The following is a 21,964-nucleotide window of genomic DNA, read 5'->3' as shown; positions in this document are numbered from 1 at the left end:
AATAATGCGGAAAGCTTTTAAAAAATTTTTAAAACGTAACAAATGCGTACTTAGTATAATTACTATTGTACTATATTGGTACTTGCGTTTTGTTTACTTTACTTCAAGGCAGAAATTTATATTTTACAATAACAGCAATAAGGAAAAATTCCTAAACGAACAAGGTACAATCTTTGCATTTTGGCATAATATGCTTGCTTTGAGTCCGGCTATGTTTATAGGACATAGAAATATCTATGCTTTAATATCACCACATTTAGATGGGAAAATTTTAAACGATCTAGTAGGAAAATTCGGTTGCAGAGTTATAGTAGGTTCTACTAATAAAAATCCAATTAAAGCTTTACGCAATATTATAGGTAAGCTATCTCAAGGTGCAAATATAATAGTTACGCCGGACGGTCCTAAAGGGCCAGTATATAAAGTAAATAGTCGAATTACTGAAATTGCGTATAGATATAACAAAAAAGTTATTCCGATAATAAGTAGTACCTCTAAATGCTTTAGACTAAACAGTTGGGATAAATTAATAATACCCCTACCGTTTGGTACTATTAAAATCATAGTTGGGGCACCTTTAGAACTTACAAATGATACAATACAAAACCATATAAACCTTGAAAAACAATTAGCAAGTTTAACAGAGAGCTTAAAGAAATGATGTTATTATATTACGCTTTAAGCTTTATATTATTACCTGTTTATTTTATCATAATTCTTATTCGTTTATTAATAGGTAAAGAAGATATAAAACGTATACAAGAACGTTTTGCTATTGGGAAGCATAGACAAAATAGCTCTTTCTTAATATGGATTCATGCAGCTAGCGTCGGTGAATCTATGGCAGCTTTAACATTAATACATAATATAAGTAAACGCTATCCTGATATTCGGTTTCTAGTAACTTCTTGGACACAAGCTTCCGCTAAAATATTAAGTACTAAGCTACCTAAAATAGCCACGCATCAATTCTTACCAATAGATAATATTATTGTTACTAAAAAATTTTTAAGAAATTGGCAACCTAATTTAGGTATTTTTATAGAATCGGAATTATGGCCGTGTACTATTAATGAGGGAGCTAAACAGTGTAAATTACTACTAATAAATGCTCGTATTTCTGATAAATCGTTTAAAGCTTGGCAAAAAAGAAAAAGTTTTTTTCAGCTTATCCTCAAAAATTTCAGTAAAATTATTGTACAAAGTGAACGTGACTTACAAAAATTTAATGAACTTGGAGTATCAGATGCAATTAACCTAGGAAATATTAAATTCGCTAATGAAAAACTTCCAGTCAATCAAGAAGAGTTATCAAAATTAAGCTCACATTTAAACAATAGGCAAGTCGTGGTATTCGCTAGCACTCACGTGGAAGATGAAGAACTGATTTTACCTATAATTAAAAGCTTAAAAGAACAGTTTTTAGATTGTTATGTTATCTTAATTCCAAGACATCCTGAGCGAGTTAAATCTATTATTGATAACTGTAAGTTACATAATTTATCCGCTACTGCTAAATCCCAAAATGATTTACCGGTATTAAGCGATGATCTTTATATAGTTGATAGATTCGGTGAAATGGGACTGTTTTTTTCTGTAGCTGCAATTTCTTTTATAGGTGGCTCTTTTAAACAAGGTGGACATAATATTTTAGAAGCAGCATATTTCTCTAATTGTATTATATTCGGTCCCGATATGAGTAAAAACACTGATATCGCTAAAGACATACTGCAACATAAAGCTGCTATCCAAATCAAAAATGGTAAGGATTTACTAACTAAACTAAAATATCTACTCAGATCTAATAATTCTATAGAACTTAAAATTTATCGTGAAAATGCTTTAAACTTTATTGCGCACAACCAAAAAATCCTATATGAATATTTGAAAGTAATCACAAAGTTTCTTTGATAGTTAAGGTTATAGTTAATAAAATTTTACTTTTGAAATGAATTGAAAAAGAAGTAAATCAGCTAATAAATTGATCACAACTGCTTACAAATTAACTACTAGTACCACAGAAATAGTTAGTACTCATGAGACAGATAAACACAAAGTTACAACTTCTAAACCAAAAATGCAATATGCCTTATAAAATGATCCCACTTATTCATGAGAAGCAGACTTACAGTGAAGCATAAAGATATTATAAACAATCCACTAAAATATAAGTTTAATAACAAGATTTATAGCAATCTTACTTTTACCGACACTGTAAATCTAGATAGTTCATTTCAATACAAATTAGCTTTACATAATCATGTTGAGAAAGAATGGAGATCAATAAAACTTGCTTTAAAATTTATAATATAAACAATAAATTATAAAAGTGAGCTTTAAACAATCCTCCAGTACCTTGTCATATTTCTCATTATCCGGTGTTAATCGGCTATAACAACTACATAATATTTACCGGTAAATAGTGGATATTATGAGTATTTAACTCAAAAAATTTATAAAAATAAAGGCGTATTATGTACACTGACCCTGCGTATCATATAGAAGCTATATATGATCTATAATCAAGACTTATTTTATTAAGCTGAAAAGAGCTTAATAATTTAAAGTCATTGCAAGGAAAAATTCTAAGTTTAACAAAGCAATCCAGTAAAAAATTATTAGTATTTCTTATTATTGTTGCTAGATTGCCACACTATTGCTTAGCTCTTGAGCTTGACGGCAACTTGATACAAATGTTAACCCTGTTTAATCGCTGCTACTTCAGCTGCAAAGTTTTTTTCTTTATGTTCTATACCGTCACCAAGTTCATATCTAATAAATTTGGTAATTTTAATTTCTGCACCGAGTTCTTTTTCAGTATTTTTAATTACTTCCGCAACGGTAAGTTTAGGCTCAAACAAGAAACCTTGTCTAAGTAATACAACTTCCGAAAAGAATTTACGTATTCTACCTTCTACCATTTTTTCTATAATATTATCAGACTTTCCTTCTTCTTTAGATTTCTCAAAGAATACTTTTCTCTCATGCTCCACAAGTGCTTGATCCAAACTTGAATCATCTATACTTTGCGGGTTATGCCCTGCTATATGAACTGCAATTTGCTTAGCTAAAGCTCCTAGTTTCATTTTATCTTTTGCCTTAGACTCTAGACCTACTAATACAGAAATTTTTCCTAGATTTGGTACAACTTCATTATGTACGTACGAACCAATTGCTCCTTCGGATATTTCTAATACATCCATACGACGTAATGTTAAATTTTCGCCGATTGTAGTGATATTTTCTATAATATCTTCTTCAACTGATTGACCATTCGGCATTTTAGATGTTTTTAACTTGTCTATAGTTTTTGCAATTACCGCAAGGTTCGCAATATTCTTAACTAAATCCTGAAATTGCTCATTTCTAGCAACAAAATCTGTTTCGGAATTTACTTCAATGACTACTCCGGCAAGTCCTTTAACTTTTGCAGCTGTTAAGCCCTCAGCAGCAATACGTCCGGATTTCTTTGCAGCAGCAGCTAAACCTTTCTTACGAAGAAAATCTATAGCTTCTTCACAATTACCGCTAGTTTCTATTAATGCCTTTTTGCAGTCCATCATACCTGCACCGGTTTTTTCTCTTAATTCTTTAACTACTGCAGCACTTATATTTACTTTACTCATATTTACTTAATCTCCCATTTAATTATGCATTTTCAGAATTTTTATTTTTATCTGAATCATTTAATGCTTGCTCAAATCCTGTATTTGTCTCTTCATCAATATTTTTTGTTTTAGAGAATTTTCTAGCTTGTTTTAATTTAGAAACATTTTTAGAAGTTAACACCTTATCTATATGTTCTTCCTGCATAACACCCATATCAACTCCTGAGGCTCTCATTGATTCTGCAAGTCCTTGTAATGCCGCATCTGCAAATAAACTACAATAAAGTCTTATTGATCTTATAGAATCATCATTACCTGGAATCGGATAATCCACATTGTCAGGATTAGAATTAGTATCAACTATTGCAATTATAGGAATATTAAGCTTTACCGCTTCATTAATTGCTATATGCTCTTTATTAGTGTCAATAACTACTAGAAGATCAGGTTGAGCATTAAGATGTCTAATACCAGAAAGAGATAAAAGTAATTTATCTTTCTTACGGCTCATATCCAGTATCTCTTTCTTAGTATAGCCCATAAGTGCTTCTTCATTTTCTAAGGTTTTTTCTAACTTATTTAGTTTTTCTATTGAACCTGCAATAGTTTTCCAGTTAGTTAGCATACCACCAAGCCATCTATGATTTACATAATATTGCCCACATTTTTCAGCATATTCTGCTATAATATCACTTGCCTGTATTTTTGTACTTACAAATAATATTTTACCATCTTTTTTTACAGTTTCATATATCGCATTCAAAGCAACACTCATTAAAACGGCACTTTGTCTTAAATCAATTATATGCACATCATCACGTTCACCATATATATAAGATGCCATTTTAGGATTCCAGCGTGAGGTCTTGTGACCAAAATGCACCCCCGCATCCAATAATGCTTTAATGTTAACAGATGGTATTTTTGACATTTTTACATTCTCCTAATTGTTAGTTTATACCTCCGTAAGATGTTCATCCAATGAACTAACATATATCTTACGTGTGAATTTTCCTTATTTAGATCTAGGATGTCGTTACCCAGATAGGTAGAAACCTAGTAAAACATATAAAAAGTTTATTTTATCAAATATGTACTGAAGGTTATTTTCTGGATTTCTACCTATCTGGGTAACGACAGATCAAACCTCATAAGACTACAAATTATATAAGCATAATACGTAATTTACAAGTTTTTATTCTTTTCGCCATATAGTAGTACCATCAGGTTTATCCTCTAGAATTATTTGTTGTTCTAATAATTGATTACGAATTTGATCGGCTAATAACCAATTTTTTTGTTTTTTGGCTTCTAAACGTTTATTTACAAGCTCACTTATATAGAATTCATTCACACCACTATTAAACCATTCATGTGGAGTCTTATTCATTAAACCAATAAAATTAGCACAAGTAATAAGGTTAGATGCATTAAACTTTTTTTCCTCTTCAGTTATAGAAGTAAATATCCCTTTAGCGTAATCATTAATTATTTTTATGGCAAGCGGCGTATTTATATCATCAAGTAAGCTTTGCATAAAATCATGAGGTATGATGTCTATTTTTTGTAAATTAATATTTACTATAGCTCTATACCAATAATCTAAAGTTTTCTTAGCATCTTCTATAGCTTTATCATTATAATCAAGGGGACGTCTATAGTGACTACTTAATAAAAATAATCTTATTACTTCTCCTGAAATTGCTTTGTCCATTAAGTCCCTTACGGTAATAAAATTACCGAGGGATTTACTCATTTTTTCGCCATTAACTGTTAAAAAACCATTATGTACCCAATATTTAGCATAGGTAGAACTTGGAAACGCACATCTACTTTGAGCAATTTCATTAGTATGATGTGGAAATATTAAATCTGCTCCGCCACCGTGAATATCAAAATTCTCACCTAAATATTTGTAGCTCATGGCTGAACATTCAATATGCCATCCAGGACGACCAAGTCCCCAAGGACTCTCAAAATTCATATTTGCGGATTCATTTGGCTTTGCTGGTTTCCATAATACAAAATCCTTTGGGTGCTTTTTGGTTTTACTATTTTCTACACGTACTCCCTCAAACATTTCCTCCAAATTTCGGTTAGATAATTCTGTATAATGAGGAGCTGATAAAACGTTAAAATATACATGCTTATCAGCAATATATGCATGTTTTTTTGCTATTAAGCGTTCTATTATTTCAATCATTATATCAATATGCTCTGTAGCTTTCGGCTCAATACTTGGTAGTTTACAACCTAAATATTCCATATTTATATGAAACTCCTGTGTAACTTTATCAGTCAACTCATTAATAGTACTGCCAAGTAGTTTAGCTCTATTGATAATTTTATCGTCAACATCGGTAATGTTACGTACATATTTTACTGCTGCACTTCCAAATATTTTTATAAGTATACGATAAAGTAAATCATATACCACTACCGATCTACTATTGCCTATATGAGGATTATCGTAAACAGTCGGTCCACATACATACATTTTTACATTAGTCTGAGCTTGAGGGCTAAAAAGCTCTTTAGTGCGAGTAAGCGTATTATATAAATGAAATTGAACCTGCATATTTTATTACTGAAAACTGAATTACCATTGCATACTATAATAATCACACTTGACAAAAAATTTATTAATTAATGGAAATTAGTAATTAATATTTTACATAAGTTAATAAATATTATATAATGCGCCTCGTTTATATTAAAAAATAATAACTAATTGAGGTTCTAATGCATTCACAAGGTTTCAATTCAAAAAAATATGCCTTAGCTTTTTTTATGTCAACATGTTTGTTGGCTGGTAGCTTTTTAAGTACAAGTGCTAGAGCAGCAAGTTTTACACAATTAGCTAACATAACACCGGCTTTGAGCAATCTTTCAGAAGTGCAGCAAAAAAATACATGGAATAAATATAGTTTAGTAACCAAACAAGCAGCTTGGAAAGCAGCAAAGTTAGTACCTAATCTTAATCAAGCAATACTTGATGTACAAAATGGTTTTGATCCAAATCTTTTATCAGATCCAAACAAAAATGTCCGACACAAAGCAAGAGAAAAAAATGCTGAAATTACTTTATATATCAAACAAATAGCAGAACCAGATTATGATAAAAAATTTAATGAATATATTAAGCGAGGAGTCATTCCAACACATGAAGAGGCAGGACAAAGCCTTGGCATAGATTATGATGTTAGAAAAACAAACAATAAAATAGAAAAAGATCAAAAAGTACGTCGCGCAGAAAAGGATAAGAAAGCAATAATAGATCGATATATTGATTTAGTAAGAATTGCACTTATAGAAACGGATTATACAAATACCGGCAGGGTTCCTGAATTAGCAGAATTAATGCAAAGACTGAATATAGATAAAACCACAGCAAAACTTCGTAGGACTGCAATAAGACATCAAGTGATGGAGAATAAAAAAGCAGAGCTTATAACTATTGGTAAGGTTCCTACACAAGAAGAACTGAATAAACTTTTTGGTAAAGATAAAGAATCAAATGATAAACAATATAGTAAGAATATAAGACAGACTGTTATGCAGAATAAAAAACAGAAGTATATAGAGACTACTACTATTCCTAAAACTCAAGAAATAATGCAAGAATTTAATATAGATAAAGAACTTGCAAACCGTTATCTAAAGCAAATAAAAACTGAAATAGAAATAAAGAATCAATCTGAAAATAACCAAAAGACTACTAAACCACTTACTCAACATTCTAGAACAACTATAAATACTGCAGAATCTCAATTTCCTTTTTACACAGGTAGAAAAGAGAAACAAAAATATTCTTTTGATCCTAGAAGGACTTTCGAAAGCTTGCTTAAAGGAAAAGGACAGAATTATACGCAGTCCCAGCAAAATATATATAAAATAATACAACAAGAAGCAAATATTGAAGAATTTAAGAATCTTATTAAAACAGATCCTATAGCAGCACTAAATCTTGAAGTAGATAGTATTTATAAAAAAGAAGCAGTAGATACTATCTTAAGTAATTTTAATAATACTTTTATTCAAAAAATATTATTTAGTGATGATAATGGAAAATTAGATTTTAATACAAATATTAACGTTAAAGATAAACCTATTCTAAAAGAATTATTGAAAAATAGCTCTGAAGAACAAAGAAATAAAATTATTCAAAATATTAGCAAATATGCACAAGAAAATATAATTCCTTTAGTATTTAAAGGAGAAATTCGACATGATAAATTATCAGATTTGCTGAAACTAGCAGCAATTACAGACAAATCAATAGTACAAGAACTTTTAACTTTACAATTAGAGTTAAAAAATGATTTACACTCACATAATGCTCAAGGCAATGGTATAACTCCTGAAGTAATAAAAGCAATTAATGCTGTACTAAGAGAACGTAATGCTATAGAGAAAGACTTGAGTAGTTCAGAAATAATGAAGTTAGCAAATTCTTTTAAGACTCAAGCATTTGAAGATAGTATTAGAATTATGACCTCTTCTGAGCAAGAATTAACTAAGCAAATATATGATTTGTTTGGATTACATGTTAATGATAACACCACGCAACCGCCGTCGCTGCCACCACCACCACCACCACTGCCTGTATTTGGTATTAATCCTTATTTGAATAAACTTCAAAATATTCCTCAATTACATGCATTATATGATCAATTTATTCAGAACAATAAATCACAAAATCAAAAAAAGCCCCATAAAAATATAATTAAAAGTAATACTCCAAAAAGAAGTGAACCAAAAACAGAATATGCTAAATTATATAAGCAATATAGAGCTGAGACAGGCGGTCATAAAGCTGATGATTTGCAAGATCAACTAATAAAGAAACAAAGTGATATTACAAATGTTATCCGCCAAATATTAACAGCATCATATGCTGAGCAAGGAATCAATACTGAAGATCTTATAACTTTATTTGGTAATCCAAATCCAGAAGTTACAGAAAAAGCTAAAGGAGTTTTTGTTAGCCTTGTTCAAGACCCATATATACAAGATTTAACCGCAACTGGTAAGAAAGCCATAACAAGCGAAGTAATACTTCAAAATCTTTTTAATGAAGACAGTGATGATGCAGTAGAGCGTATTTTATTATCGTCATGTAAAATATCTAAAGAATTAAAGCAACCTATTGTATATGAATTAAATAAATCAAAATTGATTAGAGAATTAGAGAGTAAACAAAATCCATTTCAACAATTAAAATTTGCTTATGAAAATTCAGGAATTCTTGGTCAGAGGTTTGACACTCAGATTGCAACATTAATCAAAAACCCTGATATATTAACAATCAACGAACAAATTACTTTCTTAACACAAGAAAATAATAAATTAAAAAAAGTAATTAATTCTGACCAAGCAGCACAAGCTAAACTTGATGCTTTAAAAACAGCTATTTTAAACACAATAAAATTTGAAGAATTAACTACAACAAATTTATCTCAAAATGATTTTATTGCTATAGTAAAAGCAAAAGAGCCTGAATTATTAAAAGAGTTTTTAAAAGCTACTATTATCAAACAAGAAAGTAATAATAATTTAGATCAATTAAGATTAGCTTTACCTTCATTTACAGGTATGAGTGATCAACAAGTAAGACTTCTTGCTAATAAACTAAATATGTCTGTAATATTAAATGCTCTTAAAGAATATGCGCAAGAAAACACTAAAAATCCAGTTCATACTAGCAATATATCACCAGGGGCGCCGCCACCACCACCACCACCACCACCACCACCTGGTTCAAAAATGTTACAACTAACTTATCTAACAAAATTAGGTATTACTGAAGATTGGATAAATAGAATTCATAAATTAAATGAAAATACTAACAAACGTACTAGCACAGCAGCTCCGAAAGTTTATGAATTTAAGTCTGATATAGCTGTAAGATACAATGAATTGGCTTTATCAGGACACAAATCAGCAGGACATAAAGCAAAATACTCGGATACCAATTTGCTTGAAAAAGCTATGGTAGAATCAATAGCACTTGAGCATTCAAAAAATGTATCTGAAGCCAATCAGAACAAGGAATATTTTGACAAAATTCAAGAGGCAATTAGCACTATGTACTCTAGCTTTACAGGCCCTAGAACTGAAATAGGACAAGAAGTACATAATATTTATACTTCTAAACTTTTGGAATTAACACAAGATAAAGAATTTATTAGATATGTTGAAGATAATATTAAACCTAACAAAAAACGTAAAGATGAATTAATGAAGGCGTTTGCTTCTGCTAGCTCTAATTTGCCTAGAACTGCAATAGAACAGGATATACATAACATTTATACACAGAAATATACAGAAGAAGTAATAAAAGCTGCTAACTCTGATTTTATAGGTCCTAGAACTGCAATAGAACAGGATATACAGAAACATATAGAGGAAACAGTAATAGAGGCATTTAATACTGCTCACACTGATTTTATAGGTCCTAGAACCGAAATAGGGCAAGAAGTACATAATATTTATAAAGAGAAGCTTTTAGAATCGATAAAAGATAAAGACTTATTGTGTTTTGTTGAACAATTACTAGTAGAATCTACTGAATTAGCACAAAAACATGGTATTGATATTAAACTAGAAAATAAAGATAAGAAAAAATTGCTTGTAGATAAAATAAAACAACGATTCTCCCCACAAGAAAACGCAGTTAAAAATGATGCATCCTTAACAGAAAGTGGTACACAACATGAAGATAACAATAAAAAGTTAGAGGTATCTGATTCACAAACTATTTTACCATCAAGCTTATCGGATTCTAACAATAGCAAAAATGATGCATCCTCAACAGAAAGTGATATACAACATGAAGATAACAATAAAAAGTTAGAGGTATCTGATTCACAAACTACTTTATCATCAAGCTTATCAGATTCTAACGATAGCAAAAATGATGTATCCTCAACAGAAAGTGATACACAACATGAAGATAACAATAAAAAGTTAGAGGTATCTGATTTACAAACTACTTTATCATCAAGCTTATCAGATTCTAACGATAGCAAAAATGATCAATCCTCAGATGATACAAAATCACTTCTAGCATTAAGCTCTAGTGATGAAGAAGATGAAGGGTATGAAACTGATGAACAAGAATTAGAAGAAAACAATAACACAACTGAAGAAGAATTAAAAGATATACCTTTAGAAACCAAAGATGAAGCCAATATGTCATTAGAAACTGTAAGACAAGATGAGGCTGTATTAAAGATCTCTAAAGATACTAATAACAAAGTAGCAGTATTAGTTAAAGCTACTTCAACTCTTCATAAGCATGTTCATCCTAGTATTTTAACTAATAGACTTAATATTGGTGCTATAGCTGCCGGTGATGATGAAGAAGCTAGTATAAATAGAGGATTATGGATTAGCGGCTTATATGGGATCAATAAACAAAGCACTTGGAAAAATATTCCAAAATATCAAGGTAGTACAACCGGTATAACTATCGGGGTCGATGCTGAATTTATCAATAGTAATGATGTCATGGGAATAGCTTATAGCCGTTTGGCCTCCCAAGTGAAATATAATAAAAACCTAGGCAAAACAGCAGTTAACGGTCATCTTTTAAGCATTTACGGTTTAAAAGAACTAAATAACAGTTTCTTGTTGCAAGCTATAACATCTTACGGTCATAATTATATTAAAAACAAATCTATAAGTACCAATAATATAATTGGAAAATATCAAAACAATAACATAAGTTTTGAAAGCTCGTTAAATTATAAATATCGTACAAAATATGATTTATATTTAATTCCTAATATCGGCTTTAAATATGATTATTCAAGAGCTAGCAACTATAAAGAGTATAATGTAGATATAGAAAATTTAATGATTCAAAAGAAATCACATCAATCATTTGAAAGTAGCCTTGGAGGTAAAATAGTGTTTAAGCCTATAGCAACCATAAGTGATATAGTATTAACATCAAGTTTGTACGGTAATATTGAGCATCACTTCAATAATAAAAATACAAAAGTTAATGCAAAAGCGACTTTTAAAGGACAAACATTACAAGAAACAATTATTCTACCAAAACAACCTAAGCTTGGATATAATATCGGTAGTACTATACTTATGAGTAGAAAAAATATAAATATTCTACTTGAGTATAATTATTATACGCATAGAAAATATCAAAGCCATCAAGGTCTTGTTAAATTAAAAGTCAATTTATAAATCACCAATCAACAATAGCAAATTATATATGTAATTTGCTATTGATTTAAGTTATAAAGTTTTGCAGCAGTTCTCCACCCTGATTTCAAAATAATATATATTTTTATATAAAAGGTAGAGGTCGTCTTTCGCCTTTTATATTCAATAGACATCTTTCCAAACCAACTTATAGAAAGAAATTGAAATGAGGCCCTTTACCTTGAACAAGAGCTTATTATAGACATAAGTGAGGATTCAAGTACTGTATCGACGTATAAATTACCTAGAAGCAAAGTTTAGAAAGATGTCTAAATATTATTATTACTAGAATAGCGGATTATGTAATAATTCACTATTCGTATTAAGAAGAAATTGCTGTACTGAAATTGTTTTTTATCTATAAATAGATATTAATATAAACAAGTTGAGCTATATAGCAGGCAAAAGTTGATGCTAAAAAGATATATGATATGAACCAAAAACTTTATAAAAAATTATGTTATCAACATTAGACCAATTAGTAGCTTCAATTTATCCATAAGACTTAATTATTAAACTACTATTATAGTAAAACTAATAGCAAGCTTTACAGTAAAACTTAGCTATTAAGCCAGAAAAAAGTTAACAGGTAAAAAATTGCCCTGCGTTTAAGAATATAAAAATTAAAAAGATTAAGGCAAACATATAATTAATAAGTACCGTAAGAAACGTACACAAAATGATATAAAGCTTTCTTTTATATTAATAAATTCTACAGACATTTTTAACATTACATTATAGGTTTTTCCTAAAAAGAATTGCTTCAGTTAGCTCTAATGCTTTGAGGTCATTATCACGTAGGCAGGAATCTAGAACCAATAACCTTATATTAATATAAAAATATTTGATAAAATAAACGTATAAAAACAAGTTTATTTTACTGGATACCTTTTTCACTAGTATGACATCAATTGCTGCTACACATCAAACTAACAACAATGTACTACAAAGATAGAATTATATTAATATAATAAGCAACTGTAAAGCTGTAACTTATTTAGCTATAGGTAAACTATTTTCGGCTTGATTTTCTTCAATTTGATTAATCTTAGAAACTAAATCAGATTTCTTTTTTGCTGAAAGGTTGGCAAGTACTATTGCATTTATTAAAAATAATATAGTAAGTATTATAGTGCTTTTAGTAAGAAAATTACCAACTGTTTTAGCACTGACCACTCCCATATTATTACCACCGCTTATACTACTAATTCCATCTGATCCGCTACGCTGCATCAGAATAACTATAATTAACAATATTGCAATAATAATATGTACAAAAAGAAATATGTCTATCATTATAAATAATTATTAACGTACTTATAAATAAGATTTATACATTAGTTTTATATTATTTGCAACTTAGCTTTTAAAATAAACGTAATACTATAAAATATTATCTGATAGAAACTAGACTAAAATCAGCGTATTTTTTCAAGAAAAGATCAAAACTTATAAAGCTTTAAATATTACCAGTGGTGCTACTAGGGGGAATTGAACCCCCGACCTCTTCATTACCAATGAAGTGCTCTACCCCTGAGCTATAGTAGCCTAAACTTTATTTCAAACTCTTTGTGCCACATATTTGCTATCAAATCAAGAAGAATTTTTAATTTGTTATATTATTACATCATGTTAGCTTTTAATATTCTTATCTAAACTTCTATTTTTGTAAAAAGATAAGGCGATCAATGCAACAATGCAGCTTAATATAGTGTAATAAACTGCCGAGGTTACATGACCTGTTTTTTGTACTAAGTATTCAAAGACAAGGGGCGTAGTACCACCAAAAATACTTGTAGCAGTGTTATATGAAATAGAGAGAGCGGTATTACGTATATTTGTAGGATAAAATTCTGCTTGCAATGCTGGCTCAGGACCAATATAGCTAGCAGCAAGTACTGCCAATATAAATTGTGAGATAATTACGTTTGTAAAGTCGCCGTTCTCAAAATTATTAAGTAAAAATGGTGTCATTACAATAATTACTACAAGATTAATTACAAAAATTATCCTGCGACCTATAATATCTGATAGATAACCGCTTAATAAAGTTACAGCTATCATTATCACATAACATACACTGGCGAGACTATTTACCTCATCTCCAGTGAAATTACGGCTGATTTTTAGGAATGATACTAAGTAAATTGTAGTGAGGTAGAATATTATTGAACCTGGAGCATTGATAAAAATTGAGATTAATATATCAAACCAATGATTGGTAATAACTTTTTTTAACGGTGATTGTAAAATCTTTTTCTGCTCTATTAGATGTTTAAAATTCGGTGTTTCGTAGGTATGTTTTTTAATATAAAATGCTGCACAAAGAATAAAGAAACCAAGTAAAAAAGGTATTCTCCAGCCAAAATTATCAAATTGCGAAGCTGTTAGGATATTCTTGACTATATAAGAAACAAAAGCACCGAGCAGTAAACCGGAGCATATACTAGACATTAAAATACTACCGGTAAAGCCTCGGTATTTGCTAGTATGCTCAATAACAAATGAAATAGAACCTGTCAAAGCTCCTCCAATCGAGAATCCTTGCAAAATTCTAACAATAATCATTAATACGGTAGCAGTAATGCCGATAGTATGATAGGTCGGTAATATTCCAATTAATACGGTTGGAGCAGACATACAAAATAATGCACTAGTTAGGGCTACTTTTCGCCCAAATCTATCACCTATAATACCAAAAAATATTCCTCCAAGCAGTCTTGCTAAATAGCCTATAGCAAAAACTAAAAAAGCTTGTAGTAAAGAAGTATTAGCGTCATCATTAGGGAAAAATTTCGCTCCGATTATAGGTGCAAAATAACCAAATAATACATAATCATACCATTCAAAAGTATTGGCGATACCACTTGAAAATACTAGTTTACTGCGATTCATGTTATCTGCTCATGTTTTTTTTTTCAGAGTATATTATAAATAAGGTGGCCGGAATTATTATTACTGCTCCATTGAGTGTGTTTTTATCAGGAAATTCATTAAATATTAAATATGCTGCTATTGCTGAAATTACAAGTTCTAAATATCTATAAGGAGCAGTAGCGGTAGCATCTATCATAGAAAAGGCTTTAAGCAGGAAGAATAATATTACACTTCCACTACTACCAAGTACAAACAATAAAACTAATTCAAAACTACTTGGAGTTAGCCAATACTGAGATGCTACAGGTAGCGATACTACAGCAGTAACTATTGCAGAATAAAATAACATACTAATCATTGATTCTTTTATTACAAATTTTTTATTAATAATATCAAGCATAGCAAATGAAATAGCCGCTAATACAAAATACAAAATTTCGGGATTAAAATCCTCTGCATGCGGTTTAAGCGTAATAACAAGCCCTATAAATCCTACTATGGTAACCACCCATCTTTGCCAAATAATATTTTCGCTAAGAAAAAATACGGCAAGTATTAAAGTAAATAAAGGGATAGCAAAACTTATGACGGTTGCGGTAGTAACAGGAGCAATAGTAAGACCGTAAGTCCATGCAGTCATACCGAAAAATAATAATAATCCTCTTAATATATGTACAAAAGGACGACTTGTCTTTAAGGTATTTTTACCGTAGTAAGCAACAAAAGGTAGTAAAACTATACTACTGAAAAAGAAACGGAAAAAAGCTACTTCAAAACTATGTAAACGAGTCCCAAGATATTTAGACATTACATCATTGGCACTACTACTGACTAAACTAAGTAAAAACCAACCTATACCGGTTAAATATGTTTTTAATGCATTATTCATTAATATACTCCGATTATTCCTATAAATTTATTTAAATGTCTTGACTTTTGGCATAAAAGAATTCTATCATTTATGCCAATGTGTATAAATGTATAAACAAAATTTTATATAATAATATGGTAATCAATTTTAAACAAGTAAAGGTTATACTTATATGTTAAGAATAGTGAAAAAATTAGGGGTAATTTTGTTTGTATCCAGCATAAGCATTAATAGTTTTGCTAAAAGCTATGATATAGACTCTATGCTGGTATATGATACACCATATTATGAAAATGAAGGAAGTTTAGTTTTCAAGGTGCGTCTAGGCGGTGTTTTTTCAAGTGCTAAGCAAAATGGACTACCTCCTCCTACGTCTACTCAACCGGGTTCAATAGGAAAAATTGTAGAAAACGGTTATGGTGCTGATGCATCGACTACCATATTCTTTAACAATTATTTAGCGACTGAGTTATCACTTGGCTTTAATGTTCTACGTACCAAGAATATATCTCTTACAAAGGTTGCTCATAATTATGGTTTTGACGCTAAACTAGGAAAAAACAAACCAATTTATATGATTCCTGCAACGATTATAACACAGTTTCATATAGCTCCTTACGGTGGGATAAGACCATATATAGGTCTGGGTTATCACGGTTCTTATATGCTTACACAAGCTACCGGTCTTAAAATTAGAAACGGACATGGTGCCGTAGGACAAATAGGTGTAGATCTTTACGCTAAAGATGATACTTTAATCAATCTAGACATAAAACAATTTTACTTAAATCCCAAACTTAAATACAAACCGAATTTAGTAGGTAATAAAACCGTGGCCTCTAAAGTTAAGCTTGATCCTTTAATAGTTTCTATAGGTATAGGATTTACTTTTTAATAATAGTTAATTTTTGCTGTTATTCTCATACCTGCATGGTTCTCATATCATTCCCGCATATGCAGGAATCTAAAAATTAAGTAATTCACCTATGTCTTTGCAGATTATCCAATTACTATATTTAGCTTCTGCTATTTGTTTTATTTTATCCCTCAAGTTCTTATCCTCACAGAAAAAGCACGGTTAGGTAGTACTATATGAACTTTGGGGATGACAATAGCAGTCAGTGTTACTTTTTTTCCTACCTGGTTTTACTCATAAATTACCCATTATAATCACTATATTATTGGGCAGTATAATTGGAGGAATTACTGCACTTAAAATTTCTATGACGGCAATCCCTCAATTAGTAACAGGTTTTCACTCTTTTGTCGGTCTTGCTGCAGTATTTGTAGCTTACACTACGTTACTTACTCCTGAAAATTTTTCTATAGGAACAGCAGGCAGCGTATCAATTAATTCATTAATAGAAGATATCACTCGGCATTTCCATAAGCGCATTTAACTTTTAGTGGTTCGATAATAGCTTTTCTAAAATTACAAGGTTTAATGAAAAGTAACACGTTAAAATTCTACAATCAGCAATATGTAAGCTTATTAACAGCAATAATATTAGTTCTTTTGATAAGATTATTTTATTCGTTCAGAGGATATATTTTTATTTATAATAGTCTTTTTATCACTGTTAATTGGAGTATTATTGATATAAATTCATATTCTACTACTTAATGCATTATCGGTGATAATTGTCCTGGGTTATGGCAGTAACCCAATCTCAACATATTATAAAAGAGATGGTTGATATATTAGAGCATTCAAATATTAATGTACGTTTTGCCGTACATCCGGTAGCCGGTAGAATGCCCGGGCATATGAATGTTTTACTTGCAGAAACTAATATAGATTATGACACAGTACTTGAGCTTGAAGACATTAATAGAGATTTCACTACCACTGACGTAGTACTTGCAATTGGGGCAAATGACGTAACTAATCACGCTGCTAAAAATGATCCGAATAGTCCAATTTACGGTATGCCAGTACTTGATGTTGAAAAAGCTCATACTATTTTGTTTATTAAACGCTCTATGACATCAGGATATGCAGGCATAGAAAATGAACTATTGTATCATGATAATACTTATTATGGAGATGCTAAGAAAGTAGCTGAGGAAATCATTAAATTTTTAAATGAAGATTAGAATGTAATATATCTTCCCATAGAAGCAGGAATTCAGATCTTTTCTTTGTCATACTGTGCCTCTCCACGATATCCATAAAAAAAATAAAAAGACCTGGATGGACCCTGCTACAAGCTCAGCTCTTTGTTGCATAAACCGATTTTTTCATCATTGTAAAGAAAATTACAAAGTAATTGATGCAGCAATCCAGTTAAAAATGCTAATTTATAGTATTCTTTATATTACTTTTTCTGGATTACCATATTACAGTGACTCGCAAGGTATCCATGTAACAAATATTACAAGCTCGCGTGATAACATTATATGTTACCAGATTCCTGCTTTTAGTTAGAATAATATTAATCGTTTTAAATGAAGATTGACTTAAATAACTCTATTTGTTATAACTTTTTAAATTAAGCCAAAAAACAATTATCATGAATTTGCAAAAAACATTACCGGTTCTGCCAAAAGCCACGGCTATGTGGTTAATTGAAAATACTGCTTTAACTTTTAAACAAATTGCCGATTTTTGCGGCATTCATGAATTTGAAATAAAAGGTATGGCTGACGGTGAAGTAGCACAATCTATAAAAGGGTTAAGTCCAATTGCAAACGGTCAATTAACTTTAGAGGAAATTGAGCGTTGCAGTAAAGATCCTAATACTAGCTTGCAAATTTCATGTAGTCCAGCTAATGAGTTGATGAAAAATCAGAAAAAACAACGTGCTAAATACACCCCTATAGCAAGACGTCAAGATAAACCAGATGCTATATACTGGTTATTGTCTAATTATCCAAATATCCAAGACCATCAAATAATTAAACTAATAGGTACTACTAAAACTACTATCGATGCTATTAGAACGCGTAGCCATTGGAATATGAATTCTATTCGTCCTCGTGACCCTGTATTACTGGGAATCTGTAGTCAAATAGACCTAAATAAAATAGTAGAAATATTAAAACCTATACATCCTACAAAAGAATCATAAAAATTATACTCACTTCTATTCTGCGAAGTACTTGCTTGCGTGGATCATTTTCTGATTATCATCTATACTGCACACGTGGTGATTGCGGGATCCAGTTCAAAATAATAAAATTATTAGTATTGTAAGTAGTATTTCTGAATCGTGTAGTCAAACCAAAGTATGGCACCGAACACATTTTTCGATCCATGCAACAAGACCAACCAATGCTCACAATAATGACTTGTTATCCACGTACAAGCCTTCCGCACAAGGAGAATTTTTTTATGGATTTAAAAAGTAAATTACTGTCTAATAAGTCGTGTATCGCTAGGTAAATTATAATTTTGATCTAGAGAACGATATGGACAAATATCAACCCCTCCACGTCGCGTATATACTATATAAATAGAAAGAAAATCAGGATTTATAGTGTTTTTAATATCTGTAAAAATACGTTCGGCACACTGCTCCGCAAATTCATTACAATTTCTAAAAGATATTAGATATTTTAGGAAAGCATCATGTTTTAACTTTTTTCCTTGATATTTTATAACGATTGTACCCCAATCCGGCTGACCGGTTACTAAGCAATTTGATTTTAGTAAATTAGAATTAATCTCCTCTTCTACCAAAACATCTTCATACTCAATTAAACTATTATCGGGTGGACCATAATTATTACATTCTATATCTAAATAATCGATATTTTTACCGCTTGGAATACCAAATTCTATTTTTGTATTTATAGGAAATATCTTTCCTGTTACTTTAGCATGTGTAACATTACTTAGGTCCTGCAAGATAATTCGTTCTAATTCTTCTATTGATTCAACAACAAAGTTATTAAAAGAATTAAGATATAATTTAAATGATTTTGATTCAACTATATTTTCAGAATCCGTTGGTATATAAAAAGTGCCCACTCCAACCCACGGCTTACCGTTCTTATTAAGACAAGATAATTCATATGTATTCCAAATATCTACACCATAAAACGGAAGATTATTACTATTTATTCCAAGTTTGTTTCGATTATTTATACGTGGAATTTTAAATAATAAAGTTGCATCGTAACTATCTTTATAAGTACTTTTTTTACCAAGTAAAGAAGCAGATAACGGCATTAATTATGCTCCTTGTGCTAAAATTTCTTTTTGTTGTAATTCATCATATTCTTTTAGCATATAACCGCGTCCCCATACTGTATCGATATAATCTCTACCACCAGCAGCATCACTTAACTTTTTACGAAGCTTACAAATAAATACATCAATAATTTTCATTGCCGGTTCGTCAACACTACTATATAAGTGATTTAAGAACATTTCTTTAGTTAAAATAGCTCCTCTTCGAAGTATTAATAGCTCTAAAACAGCATATTCTTTGTTAGTTAAATGTACTTTTTTGCCGTCCACTTCTACACTTCTAGTATCTAGGTTTACACTAACCTTATCAAATCTAAATACTGATGTTGCATGCCCCTTAGAACGTCTCACTATAGCTTTAATTCTAGCAATTAATTCCTCTCTTACAAACGGCTTGGTTAGATAATCATCGGCTCCAAAAGAGAAACCAGTAATTTTTTGATCTGTATCTGTTAAACTTGATAGAATTAAGATTGGGGTTTTGATTTTTGCAGCACGCAATCTTAGTAAGATCTCAAAACTATTAATATCAGGTAACATAAGATCTAAAATCACTAGATCATAACCACTGACTTTAGCAAGCCTTAAATCTTCTACACCAACTGAAGCTTTATCACAAACTATACCCTCTGAAGCTAAAGCTAGCTCAATTAAGTTAGCCATTTCTGGCTTGTCTTCAATTAACAAAACTCTCATTGTTTTTCTCCATAAAATTCAATTTTTGTATTGTACTATAAATTTAACTACAATTAATTATTATTAATTAATTTATAATTTCTTATCTAGCGCTTTATACATTCATTAATAATATAAGTAAAGAATATTTAATCATATTGATAAAATTTTTACTACATCTCTATAGATTTAAAAACCATGGTGTTTAAAATGAAGTTTATTAAATAATTAAATGATTTTCTTAGTTTTGATGCGCTGACATTTTCTTATGATATAAGGCACCAAAATCTATAGGATCAATCATTAAAGGCTGGAATCCTGCATCTTGAGTACAACTAGCTATAATTTTTCTAGCAAATGGAAATATCATTGCCGGACAATGAACGGATAATAAAATCGGATGTTGTTTAGAATCAATATTAATTAAATTAAATACTCCAGCATATTTTAATTCTATCTGAAATAATTTATATTTTGCATTTCTTGCAATTGCTTCAATATTTAACTCTACTTCATAGAAATTTTCTTCCGATAAATTAGTAATATTTATATCTAAAGATAAATCAATTTGAGGGCGTTGATCCAAAGCTGCAAGAGAAGATGGGGCGGAAGGGTTCTCAAGAGATAAATCTTTTATATATTGTGCATTAACGGAAATATGAGGCATTGCCTCATTTGTATTGGTATTTATTGTGCTCATAAAAATCCTTTTTAAACATTAAATATTTATTAATTACTTACTTAAATTAGTATTGTTTTTTAAAGTTAAGAACTAATAAAATTTTTACATAAAACAGTTATGTTAACGGTAAAGTGACACCTACTTGTTTCATATATTTCCCTTGTCGATCAGCATATGAAGTATCACAAATTTGATCACTTCTTAAAAATAAAAATTGACAAGCTCCTTCATTTGCATATACTTTAGCAGGTAATGGAGTAGTATTAGAAAACTCTAAAGTTACATGTCCTTCCCACTCTGGCTCTAACGGAGTCACATTTACTATTATACCGCACCTTGCATAAGTGGACTTGCCGACACAAATAACTAATACATCACGCGGTATTTTAAAATATTCTATAGTTCTGCCAAGTGCAAAACTATTAGGTGGAATAATACACACATCTACTTCTCTATCAACTAAATTATATTTACTGAAATTTTTTGGATCAACCGTAGTAGAATTAATATTAGTAAATATTTTAAATTCATTAGATACTCTAGCATCATAGCCGTAAGAAGATAAGCCATAAGAAATAATCTTTTCTTTATTAAGAACTCTTACCTGATTTTCCACAAATGGCTTAATCATACTTTGATTTATAACAGCTTCTTTTATCCACTTATCTGACATAATAGCCATAATCAAAACTTAACTTAATTAATAAACTAATAATTATAACTTATAATTATTTACAATACAAAATTTTTCTTTTAAACTCTAGGCCTAAAACTACTTGAATAATGATAGTGATAATAATACAACATTATCTTATTTAAAAATTAAACTA

The 21,964-nt window shown here is 30.2% G+C and carries 15 protein-coding genes, 1 tRNA gene and 1 pseudogene; 6 read left to right on the top strand and 11 right to left on the bottom strand.

The features are described 5' to 3' along the window. The first annotated feature begins 4 nt into the window (after nucleotides 1–4). Nucleotides 5–661, top strand: coding sequence for a lysophospholipid acyltransferase family protein (locus AAGW17_RS01970; protein ID WP_347939260.1), 657 nt, complete (start codon nucleotides 5–7; stop codon nucleotides 659–661). After that, nucleotides 658–1,911, top strand: coding sequence for a lipid IV(A) 3-deoxy-D-manno-octulosonic acid transferase (gene waaA / locus AAGW17_RS01965; protein ID WP_347939259.1), 1,254 nt, complete (start codon nucleotides 658–660; stop codon nucleotides 1,909–1,911). Before AAGW17_RS01970 ends, waaA begins: the two co-directional genes overlap by 4 nt. Nucleotides 1,912–2,696: 785 nt before the next feature. Here waaA and tsf read toward each other — a convergent pair. From tsf to cysS, 3 genes are all read right to left on the bottom strand, one after another. After that, nucleotides 2,697–3,626 carry a translation elongation factor Ts gene (tsf, locus tag AAGW17_RS01960; protein WP_347939258.1) on the bottom strand — a complete coding sequence of 310 codons (930 nt, stop codon included), beginning with the start codon at nucleotides 3,624–3,626 and terminating at the stop codon, nucleotides 2,697–2,699. Nucleotides 3,627–3,648: 22 nt separating this feature from the next. Further along, nucleotides 3,649–4,539 carry a 30S ribosomal protein S2 gene (rpsB, locus tag AAGW17_RS01955; RefSeq protein WP_347939257.1) on the bottom strand — a complete coding sequence of 297 codons (891 nt, stop codon included), beginning with the start codon at nucleotides 4,537–4,539 and terminating at the stop codon, nucleotides 3,649–3,651. A gap of 264 nt (nucleotides 4,540–4,803) precedes the next feature. Beyond that, the gene (gene cysS / locus AAGW17_RS01950) at nucleotides 4,804–6,186 is read right to left on the bottom strand and encodes a cysteine--tRNA ligase (protein WP_347939256.1); all 1,383 of its coding nucleotides are present in this window, start codon (nucleotides 6,184–6,186) and stop codon (nucleotides 4,804–4,806) included. 164 nt (nucleotides 6,187–6,350) lie between these two features. Between cysS and AAGW17_RS05300 the strand changes: the two genes are divergently transcribed. Next, on the top strand, nucleotides 6,351–11,816 hold the full coding sequence (locus AAGW17_RS05300) for an autotransporter outer membrane beta-barrel domain-containing protein (protein WP_347939254.1): 5,466 nt from the start codon (nucleotides 6,351–6,353) through the stop codon (nucleotides 11,814–11,816). Between the two features lie 1,011 nt (nucleotides 11,817–12,827). Here the strand turns inward: AAGW17_RS05300 and secG are convergent. The 4 genes from secG to AAGW17_RS01925 form a co-directional block, all read right to left on the bottom strand. Next, the gene (gene secG / locus AAGW17_RS01940) at nucleotides 12,828–13,130 is read right to left on the bottom strand and encodes a preprotein translocase subunit SecG (protein WP_347939253.1); all 303 of its coding nucleotides are present in this window, start codon (nucleotides 13,128–13,130) and stop codon (nucleotides 12,828–12,830) included. A gap of 177 nt (nucleotides 13,131–13,307) precedes the next feature. Further along, nucleotides 13,308–13,382, bottom strand: a tRNA-Thr gene (locus AAGW17_RS01935). Between the two features lie 84 nt (nucleotides 13,383–13,466). Beyond that, a complete protein-coding gene (locus tag AAGW17_RS01930) occupies nucleotides 13,467–14,729 on the bottom strand; it encodes an MFS transporter (RefSeq protein WP_347939252.1) in 1,263 nt (420 codons plus the stop codon). A 1-nt stretch (nucleotide 14,730) separates the two neighbouring features. Further along, on the bottom strand, nucleotides 14,731–15,600 hold the full coding sequence (locus AAGW17_RS01925) for a DMT family transporter (RefSeq protein ID WP_347939251.1): 870 nt from the start codon (nucleotides 15,598–15,600) through the stop codon (nucleotides 14,731–14,733). A 154-nt stretch (nucleotides 15,601–15,754) separates the two neighbouring features. On the opposite strand from AAGW17_RS01925, the gene AAGW17_RS01920 reads away from it, so the two are divergent. The 3 genes and pseudogenes from AAGW17_RS01920 to AAGW17_RS01910 all read left to right on the top strand — a co-directional run bounded on the left by AAGW17_RS01920 (nucleotide 15,755) and on the right by AAGW17_RS01910 (nucleotide 18,653). Continuing rightward, complete coding sequence (locus AAGW17_RS01920; protein WP_347939250.1) at nucleotides 15,755–16,477, top strand: OmpW family outer membrane protein; 723 nt, start codon at nucleotides 15,755–15,757, stop codon at nucleotides 16,475–16,477. A 91-nt stretch (nucleotides 16,478–16,568) separates the two neighbouring features. Beyond that, nucleotides 16,569–17,679 (top strand): annotated as a pseudogene (locus tag AAGW17_RS01915) (NAD(P)(+) transhydrogenase (Re/Si-specific) subunit beta). A gap of 416 nt (nucleotides 17,680–18,095) precedes the next feature. Then, nucleotides 18,096–18,653 carry a cell cycle transcriptional regulator TrcR gene (locus AAGW17_RS01910; RefSeq protein ID WP_347939249.1) on the top strand — a complete coding sequence of 186 codons (558 nt, stop codon included), beginning with the start codon at nucleotides 18,096–18,098 and terminating at the stop codon, nucleotides 18,651–18,653. Between the two features lie 281 nt (nucleotides 18,654–18,934). Here AAGW17_RS01910 and queF read toward each other — a convergent pair whose 3' ends face one another. The 4 genes from queF to dcd form a co-directional block, all read right to left on the bottom strand. Next, nucleotides 18,935–19,756, bottom strand: a complete 822-nt coding sequence (gene queF, locus AAGW17_RS01905; RefSeq protein WP_347939248.1) for an NADPH-dependent 7-cyano-7-deazaguanine reductase QueF — start codon at nucleotides 19,754–19,756, stop codon at nucleotides 18,935–18,937. Nucleotides 19,757–19,759: 3 nt separating this feature from the next. Further along, nucleotides 19,760–20,473, bottom strand: coding sequence for a response regulator transcription factor CtrA (gene ctrA / locus AAGW17_RS01900; RefSeq protein ID WP_347939247.1), 714 nt, complete (start codon nucleotides 20,471–20,473; stop codon nucleotides 19,760–19,762). A 220-nt stretch (nucleotides 20,474–20,693) separates the two neighbouring features. Beyond that, entirely contained in the window at nucleotides 20,694–21,152 is a 459-nt protein-coding gene (gene secB, locus AAGW17_RS01895) for a protein-export chaperone SecB (RefSeq protein WP_347939246.1), read from the bottom strand. Nucleotides 21,153–21,249: 97 nt separating this feature from the next. Next, nucleotides 21,250–21,816: a dCTP deaminase gene (gene dcd, locus AAGW17_RS01890; RefSeq protein WP_347939245.1), complete on the bottom strand. Its 567-nt coding sequence runs from the start codon at nucleotides 21,814–21,816 to the stop codon at nucleotides 21,250–21,252. Nucleotides 21,817–21,964: the final 148 nt, after the last annotated feature.

It is taken from the genome of Rickettsia sp. Oklahoma-10, assembly GCF_039954865.1.
Classification (GTDB): Bacteria; Pseudomonadota; Alphaproteobacteria; order Rickettsiales; family Rickettsiaceae; genus Rickettsia; species Rickettsia oklahomensis.
This window is presented reverse-complemented; position numbering and strand designations above follow the sequence as displayed.

Bases quoted from the DNA above. Each gene is read 5' to 3' on its own strand.
- AAGW17_RS01910 (WP_347939249.1), top strand. From the start codon at position 18,096: ATGAATTTGCAAAAAACATTACCGGTTCTGCCAAAAGCCACGGCTATG.
- secB (WP_347939246.1), bottom strand. From the start codon at position 21,152: ATGAGCACAATAAATACCAATACAAATGAGGCAATGCCTCATATTTCC.
- AAGW17_RS01925 (WP_347939251.1), bottom strand. From the start codon at position 15,600: ATGAATAATGCATTAAAAACATATTTAACCGGTATAGGTTGGTTTTTA.
- queF (WP_347939248.1), bottom strand. From the start codon at position 19,756: ATGCCGTTATCTGCTTCTTTACTTGGTAAAAAAAGTACTTATAAAGAT.
- dcd (WP_347939245.1), bottom strand. From the start codon at position 21,816: ATGGCTATTATGTCAGATAAGTGGATAAAAGAAGCTGTTATAAATCAA.
- waaA (WP_347939259.1), top strand. From the start codon at position 658: ATGATGTTATTATATTACGCTTTAAGCTTTATATTATTACCTGTTTAT.
- tsf (WP_347939258.1), bottom strand. From the start codon at position 3,626: ATGAGTAAAGTAAATATAAGTGCTGCAGTAGTTAAAGAATTAAGAGAA.
- AAGW17_RS01930 (WP_347939252.1), bottom strand. From the start codon at position 14,729: ATGAATCGCAGTAAACTAGTATTTTCAAGTGGTATCGCCAATACTTTT.
- ctrA (WP_347939247.1), bottom strand. From the start codon at position 20,473: ATGAGAGTTTTGTTAATTGAAGACAAGCCAGAAATGGCTAACTTAATT.
- AAGW17_RS05300 (WP_347939254.1), top strand. From the start codon at position 6,351: ATGCATTCACAAGGTTTCAATTCAAAAAAATATGCCTTAGCTTTTTTT.
- secG (WP_347939253.1), bottom strand. From the start codon at position 13,130: ATGATAGACATATTTCTTTTTGTACATATTATTATTGCAATATTGTTA.
- rpsB (WP_347939257.1), bottom strand. From the start codon at position 4,539: ATGTCAAAAATACCATCTGTTAACATTAAAGCATTATTGGATGCGGGG.
- cysS (WP_347939256.1), bottom strand. From the start codon at position 6,186: ATGCAGGTTCAATTTCATTTATATAATACGCTTACTCGCACTAAAGAG.
- AAGW17_RS01920 (WP_347939250.1), top strand. From the start codon at position 15,755: ATGTTAAGAATAGTGAAAAAATTAGGGGTAATTTTGTTTGTATCCAGC.
- AAGW17_RS01970 (WP_347939260.1), top strand. From the start codon at position 5: ATGCGGAAAGCTTTTAAAAAATTTTTAAAACGTAACAAATGCGTACTT.